The organism is Nitrospira sp. MA-1 (assembly GCA_032139905.1).
GTDB lineage: Bacteria > Nitrospirota > Nitrospiria > Nitrospirales > UBA8639 > Nitrospira_E.
Window position 1 is genome coordinate 659328 of the sequence record JAQJDB010000007.1, and the last position, 23489, is coordinate 682816.

Below are 23489 nucleotides of genomic sequence, written 5' to 3' on the forward strand. Positions count from 1 at the left end.
TCCTCTCACTTTCTTGCTGGGCCGGAAGATTCTTCATCCGTCCCGGCAATGGCGTCCCGCATGGACGTATCGGCTTGCACATTTTTCATCCGGTAATAATCCATGATGCCTAAGTTTCCCTGACGAAATGCTTCGGCCATGGCCCTGGGAACCTCTGCCTCGGCTTCGACGACACGGGCCCGCATTTCCTGTTCCAAGGCGACCGCCATCGCCCGCCGTTCTTCCGCTTTGGCCTGGGCAATTTGTTTGTCCGCATTGGCCTGATCGATTTGCAATTTTGCGCCAATATTTTCACCGACATCCACATCCGCAATATCAATGGACAAGATTTCGAATGCTGTGCCGGCATCGAGTCCTTTCCCTAAAATATTCTTTGAAATGTAATCCGGGTTTTCCAGAACATCCTTGTGAGAGGCGGAAGATCCGATCGTGCTGACCATGCCTTCTCCCACGCGGGCAATGATCGTCTCTTCACCCGCTCCGCCGACCAGGCGGTCAATATTGGCTCGAACGGTTACCCGGGACACGGCAATGAGCTGAATGCCATCTTTTGCGACAGCCGTCACCCGAGGTGTTTCGATAACTTTAGGCAGGACGGACATTTTGACGGCTTCCAGCACATCACGACCGGCCAGGTCGATGGCGGCCGCGCGTTTAAACGTCATGGGGATATTGGCTTTGTCGGCCGAGATCATGGCATTGACCACTTTGACCACATTTCCTCCTGCCAGAAAATGGGCTTCCAAATCGTTCACGGGAATTTCGAGTCCGGCCTTCACCGCGCTGATTCTGGCATTGATCACGGTGACCGGAGGAACCCGGCGCAATCGCATGCCTACGAGTGTAAAGAGTCCGACATAGGCATTCGAGGCCCAGGCGGCGATCCACAGTGGGATCGGAATGACATAGAGAAGGCCAAACAAGAGCGCCAGGACCATGACCAGGAGTCCAAGGGAACCGAATGCCTGGGTTTCAATTTCCATTATGCGGGGTTCCTTTCTGATGGGGGTGGCGCGAGTCGAACCACTACCCGATTCCCATCGATTTGTATGGCTTCAATAGCTTGACCGGCATCAATAAAGGTTCCGTCGGATACGACATCCACTCGTTCTCCATCAAAACGGGCAATGCCGGAAGGGCGGAGGTCTGAAATGGCTACACCCTGTTTTCCCAGCCAACGATGATCTTCCGCCGGGCTCGATTCGTAGCCCTCTTGAGCCTGAAGGTTGGTTTCCAGAATCAGGCGTTTCCCGAATGGAAGGCGTGGAAAATAACGGACCAACATGAGGGTGGCGATGATGGCCACAAGGATTGAGAGGGCCACTTGACCAAGGGCGGACAGCATGGAATCCCATGAGGCTCCGGTCCCGATAAGACTCAGTCCAAGTCCTCCCATAAGTGACAAAATTCCTAGAATTCCTGCCATTCCAAAGCCGGGGATGGCAAAAATTTCCAGCCCAACTAAAATCAGCCCGAGTCCGACGAGTAGGAATTCTTCCAATCCGGCTAATTGAACAAGCCCATGCCCCCAAAAAAACAGGGCAAGGCCCATAAGCCCGAGGGCGCCGGGTACCCCGAATCCGGGTACCCGCATTTCTAACATGATTCCGAGAATGCCGACTGTCATCAACAACGAGCTGACCACTGGATGGGTGAGGAACCGCACCAGTGACTCCGCCCACGTTTCGGATGCGTATGAAATCTCGGCGTCAGCGAGGTTCAAAGACTGTAGCACAGCCTCCAGCGAATTGGCTTGAAAGTCTGCGATGTTGACCTGTAAGGCTTCTTTGGTGGTGAGAGTCAGCAATTTACTTTTTGCAATGAGGTCGGGAATTTCAACATCCGCATCCACCATGGCTTCGGCGATGAGCGGTGGGCGATTTCGTTGTTCAGCGGTAGCCCTAAATTCCTTTCGCATGTAGGACACCGTCTTTTCTTCGACCGGTTGGGCGGGGGTGCCGGGAAGACCGATCTGTACCGGCGTGGCGGCACCGATCGTACTGCCTTCTGCCATGACGATTTTTCCCGAGGCCAGGCTAATGAGCGCGCCGGCGGAGATGGCTCGTTTGTTGATGAAGGCGACGGTGGGAGTTTGAGATTCCAGGAGAGCATCCCGAATCAGCACGGCGGCATCGACCCGGCCGCCAAATGTATTAATTTCTAATATGACGGCTTTGGCTCCGGCGGCGGTGGCTTCGTCTAATACCCGCTGCACAAATGGCGCGAGGCCTAAATCGATGACCCCCTCAATGGGAGCCACAAATACGATAGGCTTCGGCGTGACGGCCTGGCTTACGCCGACCATCATGAAGACAGACAGATAAATCACCAGCGCAGATAGAAAATGGTGTAATCGTGTTTGTGTCAACATTATTCGGTATCCTTTTGCCTTATCCTACCTTGTTTGGCCGGAATCAAGCGATGGCATGTCTAGGGAGTGAGTGAGTCGCCGAAATGTTGATTCCGGCTCATTAGACATCTCTGACCTTCTCAAGTCGTTAAAATCCAATGTGAAAGACTATAAGTGAAGGGTAGTATGAGCCATAACATCCTTCAGGAGATTGTCAGTTTATGGAAAGGAGGTTGAGCGTTCGAGAGATCGAAAGGAGAAGAAGGTTTATTGGGAGATATATTCACCACGGCAATGGCGTCGGCAGGCATCAATTCATTTTCTAATTGAACTTATAATTTAATACGGAGGTGTCAAATGAAATTTACAAACATGCTTAACGGGGCATTGGCTCTGACCTTCATCGCGGGAGTGGCCTACGGTCAAGAAAACATGGTTGCCGCTGCAAGTGATATGGAAATGCAAGTTGTTGATAAAAATTGTTGGGTGGAGTTATTTGAGGATACTGATTTTGATGTTGACGATCCCCATGTACGTGTAGCAGGACCTTTTCAGTCAGCCACGTTAGAGGATGTGGCTGGTCAGAATTGGAATAATGAAATCGAGAGTCTGATTGTAGGACCCAATGCCATGGTTTACGCCTATAAGGATCCGGATTTTTCCGGCACCGAAGCCGTGTTTGTCGCAAATCAACGAAACAGTGATTTAGCAGGATTAGACATGTCTGACGATATCGAATCATTAAAAATCAAATGTGGAAAAGAATAAGTGGGTGTTGTAACCTTTTTGCGATCCGTCCCCGCAGGAGGGGGTTTCTTCATAAACTCAATTGCTGTTTTTGGAGTACCAACCAGTATCCCGTTATCGGACTGAAACAATGTTGAGTTGGTCATCTTTTCGGGTGACGTTGATCATGACATCTGATTCGGTTCGTGTGAATTCCAGATCTGCCGAAAGGTTACCTATGCGAAGGTTTTTAATTTGGATAGCCGGCAAAAACTCGGGAAGAGAGGGATGCGTGAATCGGATTTCACGTTCGGCACCATGGAAAGAGATTCCCAGACAGGACTGTAAGAGTAAAAACACCGCACCTGCTGCCCATGCCTGGGGGGCGCAGGCGACCGGATAAAGAATCGGACCTTCTCCAGGTTTTCGGGGAAATCCGCAAATCAGCTCAGGGAGGCGATGGAGGTCAACATGAATGCTCAAATCAAAGAGTCCACCTATGAGTCGTTCCACGCTTTGTGTTAATCCATAACGACTCATCCCCATGGCAATGAGGGCGTTGTCATGGGGCCAGATGGATCCATTATGGTAGGCCATGGGGTTGTATCGTATTTCATTTGTCGGAATTGTCCGGATTCCCCAGCCGGAAAAAAAATCCTCCTCAAGTAATCCCTTCGCGATGCGTTCGGCCCGATCCTGTGTGGCAATTTCAGTGAAGAGCGTATGCCCGGCGTTGGTGGATCGAATTGTACAGGGCTGTTTTTTTCCGTCAAGCGCGACGATGTACGTATCTAATTTCTCCGACCAAAATTGACGATTGAATTGATGCCGGAGTGTCTGGGCTTCACGCAAAAGAGATTGTGCTCGCTTGGGGTATTCAAGAAGTCTCGCTAAATGAGAGGCCGCCCGTTTTGCCGCATACACATATCCTTGAACCTCACAGAGAGCGATCGGTCCTTCGGCGATGGTGCCGTCCGCGTGGAACACCGAATCATAGGAATCCTTCCAGCCCTGTTGAGCGAGGCCGGTGGGGGTTTGCCGGAAATATTCCACGAATCCATCTTTGTCTTTATCCCCGTAAAGATCGATCCACATCAGGGCACGTTCCAGATGAGGCCAGAGCGAAACGATAAAGTCCTTGTCTCCCGTTCGATCGTAATAGGCACCAGCCAGGAGGACAAATAATGGGGTCGAATCAACACTCCCGTAATATCGCCCGAATGGAATTTCTTTGAGGGTGGCCATTTCACCCTTACGGGTTTCATGTAAAATTTTCCCAGGTTCCGCATCTTGATCAGGAATAATCTCCGTCGCTTGTGTGGAAGCCAAATAACTCAAGACCCCGCGTGCAAGACTTGGATTAATCCATAAACATTCCAAGGCGGTAATAATTCCGTCCCTCCCGAACGCCGTGCTGTACCATGGCACGCCCGCATAGGGATAAGGCCCTTCAGGAAGGTCGGTCGTCATCATGCAGATGTCATCAAGGGACCGATTGAGCCAGTCGTTGAATTGTTCATTTCCGGTATAAATTGTGCAGAACTGGGACTTAGTTGTTTGAAGGTTATGAGCCGCATGGGATTGGGACGTGGAAAAATTTTTAGGTTCTAATGCGTTGCCATTTATTGAACAGGCAATTGAGAGGTGACAGATTTTTTCCTCTTGGGGTTTTAACGATAAATGAAACGTCATTGAACTTGTCGTGATTTGTTGGGGAGCCAGATCGGTGGTCAGATGGGTCGTCCGTTGTACATGGTCTAACCCCTGATATTCCCAAAAAACAGTGTGGTCGTTCGGGAGGGAAATATTGATGATCCCTCGTTGAGATCGTTGTTCCCCTCGTACTTCGAAGAGATCAGCGAAGTCTGCCTGATAGTAGAGAGAAAATCCGAAGTTTAGGGCATGTAACGAATAGTTGGTGAACCGGAGTTCTTCTAAGCACTGGGACTGATAGAGAAACTTTGTCCGTGAAATATGAAGAGTGCCTCTAGGAAGGAATGGAAACCCAGTTCTATCCAGGTCAGGATTGGTCAGGTCGACTGCGAGTAAGGCATTGTCTCCCTTAATCGCGGAACTGAGCAGAAAGGGGTGGGTTTCCTCCAAGTGGAATTCCAATCCTGAAAGAAAACGGGTTCCTTCATGATAAAGGCCTTGCTCACCTAGACCCACGTGTTGAATGTCACCGTATGGATTAAAAATGCCAAATGTCTCTCCATCCTTTAAGACATGTGTTCGGGAATCGGCAAGCGCAGAAGTCGCTAGAATATAATGCTCATCTCCTATCCGGACAATTTTTTTATCCATTTTGTAACCTTTGATTAGCGAAAAGTGATTGTATTACTCATTTTATTAGTCCGGAGGGACATTTTCAAAACCAGAGGAAATAACATCTGAAAATCTCCTGCAAATCTTCGGATGCGTGATTCACCGGAATTTTATATCGAGTGGGATAGGAATTCCTTCAGGAAGCCTTTGTTTATCTTCGAGAAGGGATTAGGAACGCTTGCGATCTCTTTTTTTCTTCCGTAGCTGGGGCAGGAATTCAAGGATTTCATGGCTGATCTTCCCCAAAAAACCGCATCGATTCATAAAGTTTCTATGTACTATTTTGAGGGCAGAATCCTGGGAGGAAATCGAACAAGCCGAATCCATGATGCCTTACCTGGTTTCCGGACTCCTACGGGATGCGGTAATGATCTGGAATTTTTCTCCATCCAAAGTCAAGTTAATTCCATTTTTTCTTACCAAGGGAATCTTTACAATTGTGGGAAAGGGGCCACGCTCATTTGTGGTGAAGATTCTCCTGCTAAAGGATATAATTTTAAAATCAATTAAATTGCCTTCTTTAGGAGGTCATGCCTTTTGGTTGGAGAATGATCAAGAATTACAAGTAACTGATTCCACTGCGAGATGAATAATGGCGAAAAAACTATTTGTTGTTGATGATGAAAAGGCTTCTCGTGAAGGGTTGGCTATCCTTTTGGCCAAATGGGGCTATGAAGTCGAACAGGCTGGGGATGGAAAGGAAGCTCTGACTAAAATCCCTCACTTTCATCCTGATGTAGTCATTACGGATTTGGTGATGCCTGGATTCAATGGACTCGAACTCATTCAGTTTCTTCAGAAGGAATTAATATTCAGTCCGGTCATCGTCCTGACTGGCCATGGGAGCATTGAGACGGCCGTTTCGGCTATCAAACAGGGTGCCTACGATTATCTAACTAAGCCGCTGGATGTGCCCAGGCTTCGCATCATGGTGGAAAAAGCCTTGGAAAAGGGAGAGACCCAGAGAGAAATGGTTTTGCTGCGGAAAAGGCTCAAAGGTTTGTGGGGACTTGGAAAATTGGTGGGCAAGAGTAAACCCATGCAGGAAATCTATAGTCTCATTGAGCTGGCGGCTCCGACGCCGGCGAGGGTCCTCATTCTCGGTGAAAGTGGCACAGGAAAAGAATTGGTTGCCCAGAGTCTCCATGATTTGTCTGAAAGAAACAAGGGACCGTTTATACCGGTGAATTGTTCAGCCATCCCGGAAACCCTTTTGGAGAGTGAAATATTTGGGCATGAAAAAGGTGCATTTACAGGAGCCTTGGATAGAAAGCCCGGGTGTTTCGAGTTGGCACATGGAGGTACCCTCTTTCTGGATGAAGTGGCCGAAATGAGTCCAAGCATTCAAGCCAAGTTTCTGAGAATTCTTCAAGATTCCTCAGTCAAACGGATTGGCGGTACCGTTCCAATCCAGGTCGACGTTCGTGTCGTGGCGGCCACGAATAAGGATCCATTGAAGGCCATACAGGATGGATCATTGCGCGAAGATCTGTACTATCGTTTGAATGTGTGTATCATCCACCTCCCGCCCCTACGAGACAGAACGGACGATATTCCTTTATTGGTGAAGGCCTTAATTGAAGAATTTAATGGCAATTATACGAGAACCGTCCAGTCAATTAATGATGAAGCGTTAGAGCGTTTGATGAAGCATACCTGGCCAGGAAATGTCCGTGAATTGCGAAATGCCGTTGAACGGGCCGTAATGACCTGTACCGCTGATGTGATAACGATCGCGCATCTTCCTGAATTTGCCAAAGCAGCGGACAGTGAAAATCCGGAGGCAAATGGAGAGATGGTGCGACTGCCTATGGGAGCGACGATCGAAGATGCTGAACGCCAACTCATTGTTCAGACTCTTAAGCATAATCAAAATAATAAGACACGAACCGCGGAGATTCTTGGGGTCAGTCTGAAAACGCTTCACAATAAGCTTCACCGGTACGGGTTACATGATGCGATTGAACGTTAAGGGAAAGGAAGCATTAGGGGTTACAGTCCTTACACTGGTGGTGGTGGTTGGCAGCACGTTTCTTAATCTTTCTCAGTTAAGTCGTGTCATCGTTCAGGAAACCTCGGAGCAGGTTTCTCTCATAAAACGACAAATTTTTGAGTATAGTAAGCGCGTGGTACTGAATGCTCAGTCACCCGATACCCATCCTGTTGTCTTTCTGGCCACCAATCAGGAACTCAAGAAATTTCTTGAAGCCAGCGTGGGATACTCCCCGCATCTCCTCTATGCCCTCATTGTTGATCCTCAAGGAAAAACCCTTTTGCACTCCGAAGGCGCGAAAACTGAGCGCCCGCATCCGATCAGGCCCAGACTCGAAGACCTTCTTTCCATGGGACCCATTGACCGTTTTACTGTGCTGTATCAAGAGGGATCCATTTTTGACAGCACGCTACCAATGACCTGGGAGAATGTTCCAATCGGCGAAGTCATTGTGGGGATCCATACCAGTCTGCTCCGTGAAAGAATGACGTCTTCCCTGAAAACCAGTGTTGTATTTGCCCTGGTGGCCTTGCCGATTGCGTGGTTGTTAACAATGGGCCTGGCGACGTTGACCTTGCGTCCTATCCATGCCTTGGCTGATCAAATGGAGCAACTTCGCCAGGGACGTTTTGATGTGTTAACGGATCTAAGTCGGACGGATGAATTTCGGGAACTGGCGTCGCAACTCCAGTTGTTGGGGCAACAATTGAAATCTGATCGTCTCAAAACCCTAAGTGAAGAGACGCATCTTCAAGGAGTCATTGAACATTTGGAGGATGGAATCATCCTTATTGATGCAGAAGGCCAAATCCTCTTTCTGAACCAGGCGATGGAAACGATGGTGGATATGCCGATTTCTCCTCCCCCTGGTCGCCTAGACGTGCTGGGAGAATCTTTTTCTCCCCTCATTCAATTGGTGGAACAGGCATTGACGGAGAAAAAGAATTTCAAAGCCGTGTCCTGTTTCTTACCCAGAAGGGGGGAACGTAAGTCATTTTATATCTCCATCGTGTGTTTGGGGCCATTTTCACAGCTTCACGGAGCCATGATTTTATGCAGAGATATAGAATCCATGAAAACTCTCCAATCGTTGGTTCGATATGCAGCCCAGCTCACGACTTTGGGACAACTGACCTCAGGGCTTGCCCACGAGGTCAAAAATCCTCTGAACTCAATGGTTATTCATCTTGAAATTTTAAAAGAGGAAACCAAAGGCCTCAATGGAGACTTCCAGAAAAGTTTGGAGGTCTTGGAAGGGGAAGTACATCGTTTGGATCGTGTCGTACTTGGTTTTTTGAAATTCATGCGTCCCCAAGAGCTGGAGCTTTCCTCCGTGAATGTCGATCAGTTGCTCAAGAGGGAGTTGAGTCTATTAGAAAGGGAATGGGGAAATAAGGGCATTCGCTTTGTCCTGGATTGTGAGTCAGATCTGCCAGTCATTTCAGCAGATCCCGATCTCCTAAGTCAGGTTTTTCTTAATATTATCCTTAATGCCTGTCAAGCCATGGAAGAACAAGGCGGGGACATTCTAATTGCCACTTCAACCCATCAAGATAATGAAATACGGATTTCCATCAGCGATCAGGGTCCTGGTATTCCTCCTGAAATACAAGAAAAAATTTTCCAATTATATTACACTACCAAACATCATGGAAGCGGTCTGGGTCTTTCGTTAGTCTATCGGTTTATTCAATTGCATGAAGGGATAATTGATGTTCAAACGGAAATGGGAAAAGGCACTACCTTTATTGTCCGACTGCCAAGAAAGGTTTGAGGTGACGTTTTTGTGGTCATGTCTTCAACGGAGGATCTTCAAGGGTGGAGGTCAATTTCTGATATGCGGAATGACTGTGTTTCTTAGTGGATGCTCATTAGACAGTGTTGTCTCACGAACGGACCTTTGGTATCCCCGTCAGATCACACCAGGGATAGAGGCCCTTCGTCCGTCATTCCTTCATCTTTTCTCCAATTCATCTCCTATCAGGCCAGTTTCTGTAGATGACCGCATGTCTTCCGAGCCTATCCCCGGGAAAAATGAAATCCCATCCGATAAACCGCAACAACACGTCCCGGAATCCCAAGAACAAAAACCGGCAATTCTTGTCCCCGAGATTCCTAATAAGGATAATCGTCAGGAAATTGTGACCTACAAGTCAAAAATAGATGAGACGCAAAATTTGTTGCGTACCATTAATGAAAGCCAACTGTCCAAGGAACAGCACGATACCTACATTTCTATTAATAGTTTTCTGGAAAAAGCCCAAGAGGCTTTTTCACAAAATGATCTGTCCATGGCATTGAATCTATCCGAGAAAGCCCATACTTTGACTAAAGAAATTGTCAATAATTCCACAAAACCGTAGCAAGAAATGGGTTTGAAGAATTATCGGGAGAGAAGTCCAATGTTGGAAGAGGAATATTGGCAATTAACAGGAAATTCCTTTCTTGCTGGTGAGGATGCCTCCCAAATTGGTGTCGAATGACAAAAAAAAACGTGTTAATCGTAGAGGATGATCTGAATAGCCGTGAGGGCCTCCAGTCTATGCTCAGAATGTATGGATATCATGCGGATACTTCCCAAGACGGCTTGCAGGCTATTAAGAAAATCAAAGAGAATTTCTTTGAAGTGGCCGTCATCGATATCAACCTTCCTCCTGTCATGAATGTGGAAATTAATGGCTGGGATTTGATCCGGATTTTCAGATCATTTAACCCAAGCATAGACATCATTGTCGTCAGTGGAGAAAAAGGGATTAAGGCTCGCGCTCAACAATTCAATTTGGCTGGATGCTTGGAAAAACCCATTCGCCCTGCCCATCTTAAATCTCTGATGGAAACTCTCGGGGGCTGAATAGTCAGTTCCAGGCCATTGACACTCTTCCTTCCGGTTGTCCCCCTTCCTCCTTTTGGTTAGTTCAATATTTCTTTTCTTCTAAAACCGTATCTGCGGCATCAGAGGTTTTTTCTCATTGCTTTGTAAAAATTTCAACTTTTTGTAATTTTTACCGGTTCGAGGACTTTTTACATGGTCCTCTCTGATGCGGCCGATATCCCCACCCCAAAATTCGTGATTTCTCAAGGGTTTTTCTTGAATAAGTCCACAGGACTGTTCTGGCGTCAAAGTTGCGGTATAGCTTTTTTAGATTGAGGACCCTCTTTCCCGAAAAAACTGGGCAGGGTTGGGAGGGAATTCAAATTACGCCCTATAACCGAAGGAGGATCTCATGAAAATCTTTTCGTATTTCGTCATAGGGTTTTTCATTTCCATTTGGGCCAGTCCGATTGCAGAGGCATCCGAAGTACGGGGAACGACCAATGACTTGACCGAACAAGCGAATCAGAAAGAACTTTTGACCATGGTAAGCGGGACTGTTCAAGACCTACAGTGGGATTGGTGTGTTGTGGAAGATTTTGAAGGGACTGAATGGAAGATTCAAGTGGATAAGTATACCGACACCATCGGTCGTGTTCTGCCAGGGGTAACGATTATCGCTATGGTAGAGGGAGATGGTCATGCCAAGAAAGTGAAAGTGCTCATGAATGAGTAAGGGTTCTAGGGAAGGGGGAAAGATCGCATAGAAGTTTTCTCCGATTCTCGGCCGAATGAAGGTTGAGTGGGACGAAGAAGAGAGGGAGGGCCATGAAGAGACAAAATTCCAATCATTTTCATATTGCGATAGGTGTTTCCGTGATTGTCATGGTCGGAGTGTTGGGTTTGGATCCTTCAACGGATATGGCGATGTTTTCCGATGCTCCAAGGAAAGATGTGATTCAAGGACAAGGAGACATCGGGCAAATCACCATTGAAGGAGAGGTTACAAGGGTCCAAGGGGAATTTGTGGGAAAAGATTTTTCTCAAATGAAGGATCGTCGATACAAAGTGGAAACCCCGTTAGGGAAAGTATGGGATCTCCACCTTGGAGAAAAAACACAGAAAATTGGAGAGATTTTTTTAGGGGATCGTGTGAAGGCAATTATTGAAAGGAATGGAATGATTCAAACCGTTCAGAAAATTGAGCAGAATAATGCGTATTCAAATAATTCTGTTTTGCCGCGTCAGATTAGCGGAAGAGTCGAACGAATGGATGGAAACTTTCTTATTGTAAATTAGGGTGAGAATACTGAAATTTTACATCTTGATGATCGGAGCACTCTTGAAGGGAACATTTATGAAGGGAGCACCATTATCGCTCAATTAGGAAACGCCGGATATGCTATTAAGATCCAAGAATTTCAGGATGAACCAGGGACAACCCTTCACTGATGCGTCAAAATGTTGCCTCAAATATTTATTAGTAAAAGTTCAAAGCGGTGTCTGGGTATCTGATAGGAATAAACCCCCTTTGGTGCAAAAATTCGGAGGATGTGCGTCGAGGTTCCGGAAGCGAAATCCATGTAAATGGCGATATTTAAAGAATATTATTTAAATGGAAGGGTTATTCGAGATACAAAAAGCAAATTTTGTATTCCTGAATGGAGTTCTTTTATGGAAGAGGTATGTAGGGGAATTGAAATAATGAAGGAGGCTCACGATGACCACACAATTACTTGGGAACATATTCAATCGGTATGATTTTGTGACGATAAGGGAACCATTCCCTCAGAAAGGATCAACAGGGAAAACTGTCATGATTGTTGATGATGAAGAAGACTTTCGATTGCTTTTACGTGACAGGTTGGTGCGATTGGGACTGACATGTGTAGAAGCAGGCAATGGGGAAGAGGCCAAAGTACAACTCAAAAAAAATCATGTTGATATGGTGGTGACTGATTTTCGCATGCCTAAAATGGATGGACTAGAGTTAATCGAATGGCTCCAGAAAAATCACAGAGATTTACCCATAATTTTTGTGTCAGGAGATATCAGTGTGCCCATTCGACAAAAAGCTGAACAGGCAGGGGTTTATGCCATTCTGGAAAAACCCTGCTCTCTCTCTGATTTATCGTTAAAAGTTGTAGAAGTGTTTAGTGAATTATGAAAATTTTATGGTTAGACATACATTTGATTTACTGGGGATCAGAGTAATTCCAACGCCAAGAATGCGGGTTTTCAGAATTAATTATATCCCATGAAGGATCATTTCTTGGGGGAAAAGTTAGGATTGAATATGATGAATTTTCCGAATGTTTTGGTAAGGATCACAAGCTCCTTAATCTCTTTCTGCTCTTCTTCTCTTCGATAAAAAAACATTTATAATTCTATCCTCCTCAGTTCATCGTGGAAACTCACCTCTCCTATTAAGTGAAGGCGTTTCCCGGTTGTCGTTGGGACATGGGAAGGAGATCTCTTTGGGATACAGGAATGAACAGGAGGAAGGGATTTTACTCAACTACTAATCTAAATTGGAGTGGGATCGGACTCTACGTGAAAGTTTGAATGCGACCTGGGACGTGATGAGTAGGACCGCCCCCATACCCAGAAGCGTCCAGATTTCCCCGAACTGTTCCATAATCCACCCAAACATCGTCATTCCTCCGATGGCCGCGAGCATGGCCAAGGTTCCATATAAGGCCAAAACCCGTCCTATAAGTTGTGGAGGAGAGATTTCCTGGATAATTCCCCACTCAATTGGGGTCAAAACGCCGCTTCCTATGCCAATAACAACAACGATTACCAGGCTAAGAGGCAACCCAATGGCTCCTGTGAGAGCCCATAAAGCGAAAGCGGCCATAAGACTGGTTGTGGCTAATAGACGAATGCGTCGCCACTGTGCTCCTAGATTGACCTTGGCAAGGAATAGGGATGCCAAAAATAGGCCCACTCCCACCCCTGATGTGACATAACCGACTTCCACTGGCCCAAATTTCAACATGTTCCTGCCAAAGACCGGCAATAAAGTATGAAAGGCGCTCATCACAAAACTGTACAGTCCCGCCGTAAGCATAAGGGGAACAATAACTGGCTGCTGGAAAAAGGTAAATTGGATGCCCTCTTGTAAATCTTTCACATAATTGATGAGAGAGTTTTGGAAGGTTTTAGCCCGGTGAGTCACCTCGGGAATTGAAACAAATATCAAAAGCAGGGCCGATCCAATATAGGTCAAGACATTAATGCAGAGCACCTCCTGTGAACTTAAAAGGGCGATCCCTAATCCGCTCAACAACGGGCCGAATATTACTCCCAGACTCATTGTGCTTTGCAGGAGTGCATTTGCGGCTGTTAAGGCGGATTTCGCCACGATAAACGGAATGGAGGCGAATAAGGCCGGAGCGAATAAGGAGGTGGCTACGGCATTGCAAAATACCAACACATATAGGAATTCAACCGTGAATGCTTCATGTGAGACCAGGCAGGGAATGACTCCAATAACGAGTGCTCGTATAAGATCCGTCCCGATGAGAATGATTTTTTTGGGGAAACGGTCAATGAAGACTCCGATGAATGGGCCCAACACAATAGGAGGGAGTGTTTGCAGGATTCCAATGATCGTTGTTTGGAGCGCGGAGCCGGTGACCGCATAGACAAACCATAATAGTGCCAGTTTGGTTACTCCATCTCCGATTTGAGAGATAAGCTGACTCCACCAAATAATTCCAAAATTTCTTTGCAACAAGAGCGGAGGATTGGTTGCAATAGACACCGATTGAAGAAGGGTGGGAGAAGATAGAGAAAGTTTGGCCATAACTTTCTACATGAGTTCCTTCACTCATTCCCTGCCTCAAGACGAATGTTTTGGGTAAGAACAGCAATAACGCCGGGAATTTCCCGGGCGGCTTGTGCGGCCTCCAAGGCAATCACCTGAAATCGGGTTTGGCCCTTTAGAGACACCATCCCTCGAATTGTGATTATTTCGAAGTTGGCGTCCCGCAAGGTTTGGCTTTTGGCAAAACGCTGTTTAACTAGTTCCGTCAGTCTAGTGTCCATGCCGGCTTGCAAGGTTGCGCTCAAGGAGGGACGGACCTCGATGAGATTGACAATTTCTTTTTCCTTTATCAGGTGTGAAGCCAGGAGCGTAGCCAAAGTCTTTTCTTCTTCAAGGGTTACCGAGCCAGTCAATTTGACTGTCTTTTCTTGGATCTGGCAATCGATATCAAAAGGAAAGAGACGGGGATCTCCCATAAACACCAGTTTTAATTCCAAATTCCGGGATTCTATGATGTTGGCTGATGTTTTTCGCTGATCTTCGCCAGAAAATTCTTTTTTCGGGGATGGGTTAGTTTGATGATTCTGGACACGAAGAATATGAGTTCCGCCTGGCACTGAAATGGGCACATCATAGCCATGAGTCACATTTATGGCCCATATATGCCCCCATATAATACAACTAATTGTAAAAGTCGATTTCATTAAGATTTTATTGATAATTTGCATGTCGAAATTTGTCATGATTCATCCCAATTCCATTCAAGCTGCATATTTCTTCAGAAATCATTCAGGTTGGACTCCGGTAGAAAATGGATTCATGAAATACGACAAATCTTTGACCCAGATTGTCTGGTTTTTAACAAACCTTTTCTGATTGAGATGTCTGTCGAAACGATGGAACCCTCTGAGACTAATTGGACTCGAAAAGTTTCTCCTAAGTGTAAATTGTTCTAGGAATGTGAAAAGTGGTCTAAGGCGGAATCGCTTCATATCCTTCATTCTTATAGATGAGCGTCTGAGGACTCATGCGAAACTTTTGCTGGTCCGGCGGTGCGCGCGAGCCAGATGCTGGGCGGACAGACGGTATTTGCCTAAATGGATATGGAGACTTAATTGAGATCCATTGAAGGTTCCTTGTCCATGGTCTATCGAGGGGAGAAGTGGAATTTCCCATTCTGACTGGATGCCAAGCCCTTTTGAAATCAGAATGGTCAGGAGATTCAGTTGCCTTCCACGGGAGAGGCTTTTCCGCCTGAATGGGGGAACGATTCGAAAAAATCACGATTATGCCTGTGATCAAAAATACGAAACCAATCATCGAGATGCCGGCCATTGATCCGAAGTTATCAGCCACCCCTCCAAAGGCCACCATGCCCCCGCTGGCCATGGCCATACTCGCAGTATTGATTAAGGTAAACACTCGTCCCATTAAATGGTTGGGAGTTGTTTCCTGAATGATAGACCAGGCAATGGGAGTGAAGGCAGCCGTACTGGCCCCAATAAGGGTCACAAGGATAAAGCCCCACATGACCGATTGTGAATGAGCAAGGAATTGCAGCGCACTTCCGCCCACGACCATTGAAAAAGCCATGAGGAAGGTCCGACTCTTCTGTTCCAGCTTCTTCACGCAACCCAAACCAAAAGAGGTCGCAAGCATCCCTGCCCCCATGGCAGACCACAGCCACCCCAACCATCTCGGATCGGCTTCAATGTGATCGTTGACGAAAAGTGGAAGCACATAGATAAAGGCGCTGGCTCCCAAGGTATAAAAGACCGTTGTAATGAGAAGGGCGCGAAGCACGGGTTTTTCTCTAAACACAAATCGCATTCCGACAGCCAGGTCCTGACTGATATTCGAAGTCGCATTGGCGATCCTGGGAGCGGTCGTCAATAAATGACCTTTGATCGGCAATAGGCACAAGGCGGATAGCAGAAAGGTTGCCGCATCTACATAAAGAACATTCTGGGTGCCCAGCCATGCAATCAAGACTCCGCATATAGCCGGCCCGATCAATATGCCCATATTTGTTGTGGATTGAAGAAGAGAGTTGGCGGACATGAGTTCAGAGGGCTTGACAAGAAGAGGAAGGGATGCGGCCAATGCCGGACCAAAAGCCGTAGAGAAGATAGCTGTGAAAAACACCAAAATAAACAACACTTCCAGGGTCAGGGCATCAAAAACATACAGGACAGGAATAAGAGCAATTAAAAAAGCTCGAATGACATCAAGGATTACCATCACAGGTTTTTTAGGCAATCGATCTAAATACACACCGATGACCGGGCTCAGAACCAGCGGGGGAATTGTTTGCAATAGACCGATGATCGTCATTTTCAAGGCTGATCCCGTCAGTTGGTACACAAACCATAAAAGAGCCACTTTGGTTAACCCGTCCCCAATTTGTGAAACGGCCTGAGAGGCCAACAGCATGCGGAAGTTTCGATTTCCAAACAGATCCCATCTATTGGGTGAGGTGTCCAAATGATTAGAAGTAGCCATGATGTTCCTGGTTCTACACGAAATGGTTCCTATATGCTCAAAGCAACGGAGGTTAGAAATTCACAGCCGTTTCACGACCGTTTAATGAAGGTTGGTAGCTCTCCTCCTGGACGTTCAATAGATTTTCATAGGCTCTTAGGTAGTCTTGAACCATTCGTGTAACGGTAAACCGTTGTTCAAAGGCCAAACGGCATGGTTGACGGTCAAGAGAAGCGATGCAGGGCACGGCTTTAATCATGTGTTCGATGGAGTCACAAATGAATCCGGTATGCCCGTCATCAATTATTTCGGGAACGGAACCTCGACGATATGCTAATACCGGTGTGCCACAAGCCAATGCCTCAATAAAGACCAAACCGAAAGGTTCTGGCCAATCAAAGGGTGCGACCAAAGCAAAGGCATTGCCGATTAAGTCATTTTTTTCGGCATCCGTGACTTCACCCACGTATTCCACTAAGGGATCCGATAAGAGGGGTTTAATGACTGTATGAAAATATTCCTGGTCAACAGGATCGACTTTCGCAGCTATTTTTAAAGGCATGCCCACGCGTTTGGCAATTTCAATGGCATGATCGGGTCGTTTCTCCGGTGTTAATCGCCCGACAAATACGAGGTAGGAACCTGAATCAGGATGAAAGCTGTACAGATTTTCGGGTAATCCATGGTAGATGGTTTGTTTCCAGTTTGCCCAAGCCAGAGGGTTCCGTTGGGCATTGGAAATGGAAATAAGCGGGCAATCTAAAAATTCTGCAAAAATGGGTTTCAGTTCGGGAAGGTCCAGGCGGCCATGAAGTGTGGTGAGGACGGGAGTCCCACAACGCCGGGCTAAGGGAAAGGCTAAAAAATCCAGATGAGAATGAAAAAGGTCAAATTGATCTGCGGAGCAGAATGTCTTCTCCAACATCATGGTAAAGGGAGCCTGAGGATTGGAGACCCCATTAGTTTTTCGAAGGCCTTCCCGACACATGGATTTCAGATGAGCATTCGTCTGAGAATCACCGGAAGCGAACAGAGTGACATCATGCCCCTGACGAACAAGTTCTTCGGTTAAATAGGAAACAATCCGTTCGGTTCCTCCATATTGTTTTGGTGGAACGCTTTCAGCCAAGGGAGCCAGTTGGGCGATTCTCATGGGAAACTCCTTTCTAGGAAATGAAAAAAAATTAAAAGAACCTCCGGGGGAAACTAATCTTTGTTGTATTCGCTTTTTAGCAAACTCGATGCCGACAAAATTTTTTATTGAGAGCAGAGCTAAGTGATTGAGCGAATGAAACTTTTGTTGGAATGAAATGGAAATTTCAAACAACAGTGAGTTCTAAGCAGAAATAAAAATGTAAAAACTACAAAGCCCGTGTAAGGGTTACACGAACGAGATAAAAGAAATTATTTTGTGAAAATTGCAGGAAAAAGGTTTTCGCTAATGGAGGTAATTTGTTGTGTTTCGTTAAGGCGTGCTAGGAAGCGTTGGAAATGAATGATCATAGAGGGGGCATTCGGTCCGCCCTACAAGCAAGGAATTCAAAACAGACAAGATGTCCATTTTTGTTAAAGAAATGAAAAATTAACGAGAAATGGATGACAATCCTTGCTCAAAATACTCATCAGACCTAAAGAGAGTTATTAAGGTTTTCTTCCCCTGTGACCCTTCAAATGGTCGCTATCTCCCATCCCTAGCCCGTTTCGCAAAAAAACATGTGAATTAATGATGATACATTCCGGTAAATGTGATGCTCCATGCATGATTTTCATTCCAGTATTCACGTCTGTAGGTATTACTCGAATTTCTGTAAATTTTACTTCAATGTGGTTCTCTTGAAAATTTTCAAATTAGATTCCGTCTCGCCAGATTTTTTTAATATTTTGAAAAGTAAGAGAAAATTCATTGTGGCTCAAGGAATATGTTTTGGGTCCACCTTTTGCTTGGAAAATAAATAGGATGGGTCAGAACGACAAAGGTGGATCAACAAAACTTTTAGAATAAATCAGAGAAGGGGGGGCGTGATGACGACTATAGCGGGAATGTCTGCAACCGGTTATTCAACAGTTGGCGATATCGTACCAACTCATATGACGATCTATCTGGCTCAATCAGAGGGAAATTCCGCCATTATGGATATTTTATCCAGTCATCTGGTGGTGGCTCCTGTGGTCGACGACGAAGGGCACTTAGCGGGATTCCTTGGAGAGTCAGAAATCCTTAATGCCTTGTATTCGGGGAAGGATATTAGGCAGGTAAAAGTTGAGGACATCATGACAGAAGATAGGACTTCCACGGTAACGGAAATGACACCCATCTCTGCGGTCGTCACATTATTTCAGGACGAAGAATTACAAATAATACCAATAACAAGAGAAGGACGAGTCATCGGCTCCCTGACCCGACATGATCTTATTCGAGCCCTAACCGGAGCCGGGTTGGGGATAGAAAATTAAGAAAGAGTGCTTTACCGAAAAGGAATGTATGTTTGAAAGCGGTATTCAAAATTTTTACACCTATGATGAACCAATCCTACAAGGAGAAGATTATGAAATCCCAACAATCGAACCTTAAAAATTTTGGTATTGTGGCTTGTTTCGCCTTTGTCTGTTTATTGATGCCAGCGGCCGTTCTACCTGCCGCCGATGGTTCCTCTCAATCTGCACCAGAGGAAATGGTTCGAAAAAATCTTGAACCTTTTGCCGGAGCTTACAAAGAAGTGTCGGAGCTCAGTGAAATATATGCCCAGCGGATTCTTCAATCCGAGCCGGGTCAAAGTGATGCGTTGCAGGAAGAAGCAAACCAAAAAATGACCCAGGCTGTCGCGAAGCATGGGCTTTCGGTTGAAGAATACAATTTAATATTTCACACGATCCAAAGTGAACCGGGTCTTCAGGATGAATTTATGATTGCACTACAACGAGGGCATTAAACAATCATTCACCTATCAATTCCCTAATCATCGGAAATTATAGGGGTGTAAGTAGCTGCATCCTAGGAAAAACCCGAAGAAGGGGAAAAGTCATGATAGTAAAATTTTCAAGGTTTATCATATTAAGTTTTATCTTCACGACAGGTTTCATCGGCGGGTGTTCTGAATCATCCACCGATAAGAGTACTCCCGAGCCCAGGAGCGAACATTCCGCATTCATTGCAAATGTAGACAACGCGGTTCATGCAGACATATGGGGAGATGGAATTGTGACATATCTGCCTCCAAAGGAAGGTACGGTTTCCGGAAATCGCCCAGGGTATTATATGCTCGTGAACAATCTACCTAGGGATGACATGAAAGGGAGAGAATTCTTTATTATATTCCGGATCCCGGATGGAGCCCAGCCTGGACACTATAACCTGATGGCCCCCGATCCACTAAAGGTAGGTCAGAATTTTGATGTCCAGATAGAAGCGGTTGAAAAAGGACAATCCATTGCGTACCAAAACAATACGGAGGGCACAATGACGTTGGATAGCTTTTCACCTGACCGATTATCTCCAGAAGCCAGTACGATTAAAGGCACCTTTCAATTTGTCACAGAGAACAATGCTGGCGAAAGGGTTTCGGTAGAAGGAACTTTCGATTTTCCCTCGGAAAAGAATGTGTTTTCTCTAACCGCGGCTTGGTTTATGGCCTGAAGAAAAGGTTGAAATAGCCATTCGGTGGGAATGAATAAGTTTTTAGTCCGCGTTTCCTCTTTACCTGCCGTGAAAAAATTGGTGTGGCAATTCACTTTCCATGGGGTTCTTTTTTTTCTTGCGCACAAGAATCAATGGGACCCGAATCCTTCTAGGAGCACAGAGCGCAACTCTTTGTGGCTGACGTCCCTCTCAATTTTCACCCGCACGCATCAATACTCCTTCTCATCCCGGTCTCTTTGTCACTGGGCTTTTATGCTGTGCTCCACCCCTTTTCTGTCGAACATTTTTATTTAATGAACGTGCCCTGAGGAAAACTGGAGTTCCATTCTTCCCCGCTTCCCATTTTTAATTCCTCGGGCTTTGAGAATGGTCGGATCTACCGTATCTCCGCAATTGAGACATCTCAAGACCTCAAGATGATGAAACTGACCATCGAGATTATAAATGCAATCCCGCACTAACAGTCCTGCGCACCGGTGGCATTTCATCGTCCTCTCTGCACTCATCTGATCAGTCGTCATGAACATATTTCCTCCTTTTGGATACGTTGACTTGCATCTGAGATTTCCTGCTGGTTAAGATAAGTAACTAGTTACAAAAGTAAAGTAGATACTGTTAAGTAACCATGAAGTTGCCACCAAGTTCTTTCGGTTGTCCGTTGGACTCTCTCCTTCGCATTCTTGCCGGGCCGTGGACGATTTACATTCTTTGCCGCTTGCATACCAATGGAGAAACCCGTTTTGGCCAGCTCAAGCGTCAAATGCCGGGCATTTCATCGAAAATGTTGACGGAGCGATTGCGATCGTTGGAGAAGGCTGAAATTATCTTCCGTCGCCAAGCATCGACAATTCCCCTCCAGGTGACCTATGGACTCACGACGGAAGGTCGTGAACTCACCACCATTCTGGATCAAATCAATACTTTGGCTGACCGATGGCAGGATCAGGAGACAAAGACGGCGAACTCCAGCGTTCAGGTGAAAGAAGCAAAAAGGAGAAAGGCGGTATCTAACGATTCCGTGATGCCTCCTCTGAAAAAGGGAAGAACTACACCTAAAAATTAGGCGATCGTTGCTACCGCCAAAGATTGGTTGGACGAGGAAATTCCCCGGATATGGAGGGATGTGAGACATTCCCTCTTTCAATCGGCTCGGAAAGTCGCCTGATGGGAATTTCTCCTCGACCAAACGCTTTCTCGAAAGTGTGTTTACCGTCGCCAGGCCCTACATGTCGTGAGAAGAGAATCCAACACGGGTGGAAAGACATCTGTGTCTGGTGTAGCCTGAACGGCTTTTCCTGAAATTTAATCCAAGATGAGTAGTTTCCTGCGGGAAAGGACTCCACCCGATTAGATCGAGAGGTCGAGAAATTCATGAATGCGAAAAGGAATGTGTTTCTCCCTTCTTGGAGGTCCTGGCATCATCAGGCCTTTGACGCGGCAATTCCGCTCACGATTTCAAGAAGGACCGGAAGCTGGTTTAGCTTTTTTCAACTCGAACAAAGTGAAAGTTAATTCCGCCACTGATGCCCTGATTGTCGGGGTCAGATGGTTCATACGTTGCCACGGAAAAATTTTCTGTGGGCAACGCGTCCTGGAGAGCCAGTCCGAAATCCAACAGGGTAGTTACCTCGACGGAATTGATTTCCTTGATGAGGGCCCGGGGTTTTATTCCAGCAAGAGCCGCTGGTTTTCCCCCGATTACCTCAAAGACTACCACGCCTTTTGCGCGCTCTAAGCCCAAATAATCTCGTATCTCTTCGTCCACTTCTCCGACGATGATGCCGAAGTCTTCTCCCAGCTTTATGGCCTTTTCCTTGGTCATAGCCTGGGAAGCCGGTTCGGCCTGAAGCAGATAGGGGGTCCCCAACGAAAAAGCCAGGATCATGCTCACAATCGCGGCCTGGCCAACGTGAGCAATCATTCCGGCAAGCTGGTGGATCCTCTGTTGGATCGTCGGACGAATCATATTCATCATTACCTCCCTGGTATCGCACAGACTCTTGAAATATTTAATTTCCCCGAGGAAACCAACGTTGCTTTTTCCGTCGCATTCATGAAGTGCGTTGTTAGGGAACATCCTTCACGCCGGGTATATTCCTGGAATGTCGCGTGAGGCTTCGTGTGAATAGCGGGATCATTCTGGCGGTCGAGAACAATCCCCACAGGGAACCGGCCATGATCATGACCGACCCTATATACTGATAGGCAGCACTCCCTCCGATGATTTCTGTCATTGGCAACTCCTTTTCGCGTTCTTCACGCAATGCACTTGGAATGACAAAGATGTGGCGCTCAGACAAGCACCCCTTCCTGCTTTGCTGGAATTCTACCGTTTGGTATTTGACGGGTTTTCAGGAAATCGAGATCGACGACATGACCGCAATTGAGGCATCTCCCCATTTCAATTTCTAAAAACTGTCCGTCCACGTTAAAAATACTGTCTCTCACCATGAATCCTCTGCAGCGTTCGCATTCTCCCATTGTGCACCTTCCTTAAGATTATAACCATTTTTGTCTTTGGCCGGTTTTATAAGTTAAGATAAGTAACTAGTTACTAAAGTAAAGTAGGTTCTATAAAGTAACCAATGAATTGCTTGAAAAATTATTCGAATGCCAACTGGTTCCCTTCCTGTTGCGCGGGGAAACTTCTCCATTGAGATTCCGGACTGATGGCAAAAGGAACCGGAAAGGTTAGTTTTGAACCGCTCACATGACAAATGTCCCGTATGTTCCCGGAATGTTGACGGACCGGTCAGATGAATGCGCTGGCCGGTCTGGGGAAGGGAGGGCAGACCAGGGTGACCAACAACAACCTTTGAGGGCGATGTGACGATCCTGATGTTGTATGATTCAAAAAGGAAATAATCTGATGAGATTGATTAAAGATGGAGGGATGAAGCAAAGCTTTTATGGAGGAACCCTAGCCTTTGTGATGATTATGTGCCTCTCAGTGGTTGAACCCGGTCATCCTGGGACCATTCTGAATGGTGATCAACCCGACGCCCTGCCACCCTCCGAAGAACGACTTCAACAGGGCAAAGCCTTATATGAGGGGGTTGCCAGGTGTATGCATTGTCATGGCCAGACCGCCGTGCGACGACCTCTAACCAAACAAGAACTTTTTTCTATTATTCAATTGGGGGTACCGGGGACATCTCATATGCCTTTTAAGCATCTGCTTTCCGATGAGGAGATTTGGTCTATCGTTTATTATCAACTCCATGGCATTTGCAAACACGGATGCACTGACTAAAAAGACTGAAGGCCAGACTGGTAAATGAAACGTGTATTCATTTGGATGAGACCAACACACCTTGAATGAGGAAAAAATGGGAATGAACAATAATGCCCAAAGCCGGTTCACGTGATTCCTCAAAGAACCCGTTTGGTAGT

Annotated in this window: 23 protein-coding genes; 13 read left to right on the forward strand and 10 right to left on the reverse strand. The window is 46.3% G+C overall.

The window, feature by feature from the left end:
- Positions 1-5: 5 nt before the first annotated feature.
- Together floA and PJI16_15780 are read right to left on the reverse strand one after the other, a co-directional pair.
- On the reverse strand, positions 6-983 hold the full coding sequence (gene floA, locus PJI16_15775) for a flotillin-like protein FloA (protein MDT3779025.1): 978 nt from the start codon (positions 981-983) through the stop codon (positions 6-8).
- Entirely contained in the window at positions 983-2371 is a 1389-nt protein-coding gene (locus PJI16_15780; GenBank protein MDT3779026.1) for an NfeD family protein, read from the reverse strand. The genes floA and PJI16_15780 overlap by 1 nt, the downstream gene beginning before the upstream one ends.
- 336 nt (positions 2372-2707) lie before the next feature.
- Between PJI16_15780 and PJI16_15785 the strand changes: the two genes are divergently transcribed.
- Complete coding sequence (locus tag PJI16_15785; GenBank protein ID MDT3779027.1) at positions 2708-3118, forward strand: hypothetical protein; 411 nt, start codon at positions 2708-2710, stop codon at positions 3116-3118.
- Between the two features lie 93 nt (positions 3119-3211).
- Here the strand turns inward: PJI16_15785 and PJI16_15790 are convergent, their stop codons facing one another.
- Positions 3212-5380 carry a glycogen debranching N-terminal domain-containing protein gene (locus PJI16_15790; GenBank protein MDT3779028.1) on the reverse strand — a complete coding sequence of 723 codons (2169 nt, stop codon included), beginning with the start codon at positions 5378-5380 and terminating at the stop codon, positions 3212-3214.
- Between the two features lie 613 nt (positions 5381-5993).
- Between PJI16_15790 and PJI16_15795 the strand changes: the two genes are divergently transcribed.
- From PJI16_15795 to PJI16_15825, 7 genes are all read left to right on the forward strand, one after another.
- Positions 5994-7373 carry a sigma-54 dependent transcriptional regulator gene (locus tag PJI16_15795; protein ID MDT3779029.1) on the forward strand — a complete coding sequence of 460 codons (1380 nt, stop codon included), beginning with the start codon at positions 5994-5996 and terminating at the stop codon, positions 7371-7373.
- Positions 7354-9168, forward strand: coding sequence for an ATP-binding protein (locus PJI16_15800; GenBank protein ID MDT3779030.1), 1815 nt, complete (start codon positions 7354-7356; stop codon positions 9166-9168). The genes PJI16_15795 and PJI16_15800 overlap by 20 nt, the downstream gene beginning before the upstream one ends.
- Positions 9169-9400: 232 nt before the next feature.
- On the forward strand, positions 9401-9757 hold the full coding sequence (locus PJI16_15805; GenBank protein ID MDT3779031.1) for a hypothetical protein: 357 nt from the start codon (positions 9401-9403) through the stop codon (positions 9755-9757).
- 116 nt (positions 9758-9873) lie between these two features.
- Positions 9874-10245 carry a response regulator gene (locus PJI16_15810; GenBank protein MDT3779032.1) on the forward strand — a complete coding sequence of 124 codons (372 nt, stop codon included), beginning with the start codon at positions 9874-9876 and terminating at the stop codon, positions 10243-10245.
- A 373-nt stretch (positions 10246-10618) separates the two neighbouring features.
- Positions 10619-10942 (forward strand): hypothetical protein, encoded by a 324-nt coding sequence (locus PJI16_15815; protein MDT3779033.1) that lies wholly within the window; start codon positions 10619-10621, stop codon positions 10940-10942.
- 92 nt (positions 10943-11034) lie between these two features.
- Positions 11035-11505 carry a hypothetical protein gene (locus tag PJI16_15820; protein ID MDT3779034.1) on the forward strand — a complete coding sequence of 157 codons (471 nt, stop codon included), beginning with the start codon at positions 11035-11037 and terminating at the stop codon, positions 11503-11505.
- Between the two features lie 517 nt (positions 11506-12022).
- Positions 12023-12373 carry a response regulator gene (locus PJI16_15825; GenBank protein MDT3779035.1) on the forward strand — a complete coding sequence of 117 codons (351 nt, stop codon included), beginning with the start codon at positions 12023-12025 and terminating at the stop codon, positions 12371-12373.
- Positions 12374-12727: 354 nt separating this feature from the next.
- On the opposite strand, the gene PJI16_15830 is transcribed toward PJI16_15825, so the two are convergent.
- The 4 genes from PJI16_15830 to PJI16_15845 all read right to left on the reverse strand — a co-directional run bounded on the left by PJI16_15830 (position 12728) and on the right by PJI16_15845 (position 17612).
- A complete protein-coding gene (locus tag PJI16_15830) occupies positions 12728-14017 on the reverse strand; it encodes an MFS transporter (protein MDT3779036.1) in 1290 nt (429 codons plus the stop codon).
- Positions 14018-14037: 20 nt separating this feature from the next.
- On the reverse strand, positions 14038-14721 hold the full coding sequence (locus PJI16_15835) for a BON domain-containing protein (protein ID MDT3779037.1): 684 nt from the start codon (positions 14719-14721) through the stop codon (positions 14038-14040).
- Between the two features lie 229 nt (positions 14722-14950).
- A complete protein-coding gene (locus PJI16_15840) occupies positions 14951-16480 on the reverse strand; it encodes an MFS transporter (GenBank protein ID MDT3779038.1) in 1530 nt (509 codons plus the stop codon).
- Positions 16481-16532: 52 nt separating this feature from the next.
- Positions 16533-17612, reverse strand: a complete 1080-nt coding sequence (locus PJI16_15845) for a glycosyltransferase family 4 protein (GenBank protein MDT3779039.1) — start codon at positions 17610-17612, stop codon at positions 16533-16535.
- Positions 17613-18481: 869 nt separating this feature from the next.
- On the opposite strand from PJI16_15845, the gene PJI16_15850 reads away from it, so the two are divergent.
- The 3 genes from PJI16_15850 (at position 18482) to PJI16_15860 (ending at position 20093) form a co-directional block, all read left to right on the forward strand.
- The gene (locus PJI16_15850; GenBank protein ID MDT3779040.1) at positions 18482-18913 is read left to right on the forward strand and encodes a CBS domain-containing protein; all 432 of its coding nucleotides are present in this window, start codon (positions 18482-18484) and stop codon (positions 18911-18913) included.
- A gap of 92 nt (positions 18914-19005) precedes the next feature.
- Entirely contained in the window at positions 19006-19389 is a 384-nt protein-coding gene (locus tag PJI16_15855) for a DUF4168 domain-containing protein (GenBank protein MDT3779041.1), read from the forward strand.
- A 92-nt stretch (positions 19390-19481) separates the two neighbouring features.
- The gene (locus tag PJI16_15860; GenBank protein ID MDT3779042.1) at positions 19482-20093 is read left to right on the forward strand and encodes a hypothetical protein; all 612 of its coding nucleotides are present in this window, start codon (positions 19482-19484) and stop codon (positions 20091-20093) included.
- Between the two features lie 293 nt (positions 20094-20386).
- Here PJI16_15860 and PJI16_15865 read toward each other — a convergent pair whose 3' ends face one another.
- The gene (locus PJI16_15865) at positions 20387-20617 is read right to left on the reverse strand and encodes a hypothetical protein (GenBank protein ID MDT3779043.1); all 231 of its coding nucleotides are present in this window, start codon (positions 20615-20617) and stop codon (positions 20387-20389) included.
- Between the two features lie 104 nt (positions 20618-20721).
- Here PJI16_15865 and PJI16_15870 point away from each other — a divergent pair, with 104 nt between their 5' ends.
- Entirely contained in the window at positions 20722-21159 is a 438-nt protein-coding gene (locus tag PJI16_15870) for a helix-turn-helix domain-containing protein (protein MDT3779044.1), read from the forward strand.
- 414 nt (positions 21160-21573) lie between these two features.
- Here the strand turns inward: PJI16_15870 and PJI16_15875 are convergent, their stop codons facing one another.
- Positions 21574-22071: a PDZ domain-containing protein gene (locus tag PJI16_15875; GenBank protein MDT3779045.1), complete on the reverse strand. Its 498-nt coding sequence runs from the start codon at positions 22069-22071 to the stop codon at positions 21574-21576.
- Positions 22072-22162: 91 nt separating this feature from the next.
- A complete protein-coding gene (locus PJI16_15880) occupies positions 22163-22396 on the reverse strand; it encodes a hypothetical protein (protein ID MDT3779046.1) in 234 nt (77 codons plus the stop codon).
- Between the two features lie 569 nt (positions 22397-22965).
- On the opposite strand from PJI16_15880, the gene PJI16_15885 reads away from it, so the two are divergent.
- Positions 22966-23349: a cytochrome c gene (locus tag PJI16_15885; protein MDT3779047.1), complete on the forward strand. Its 384-nt coding sequence runs from the start codon at positions 22966-22968 to the stop codon at positions 23347-23349.
- Positions 23350-23489: the final 140 nt, after the last annotated feature.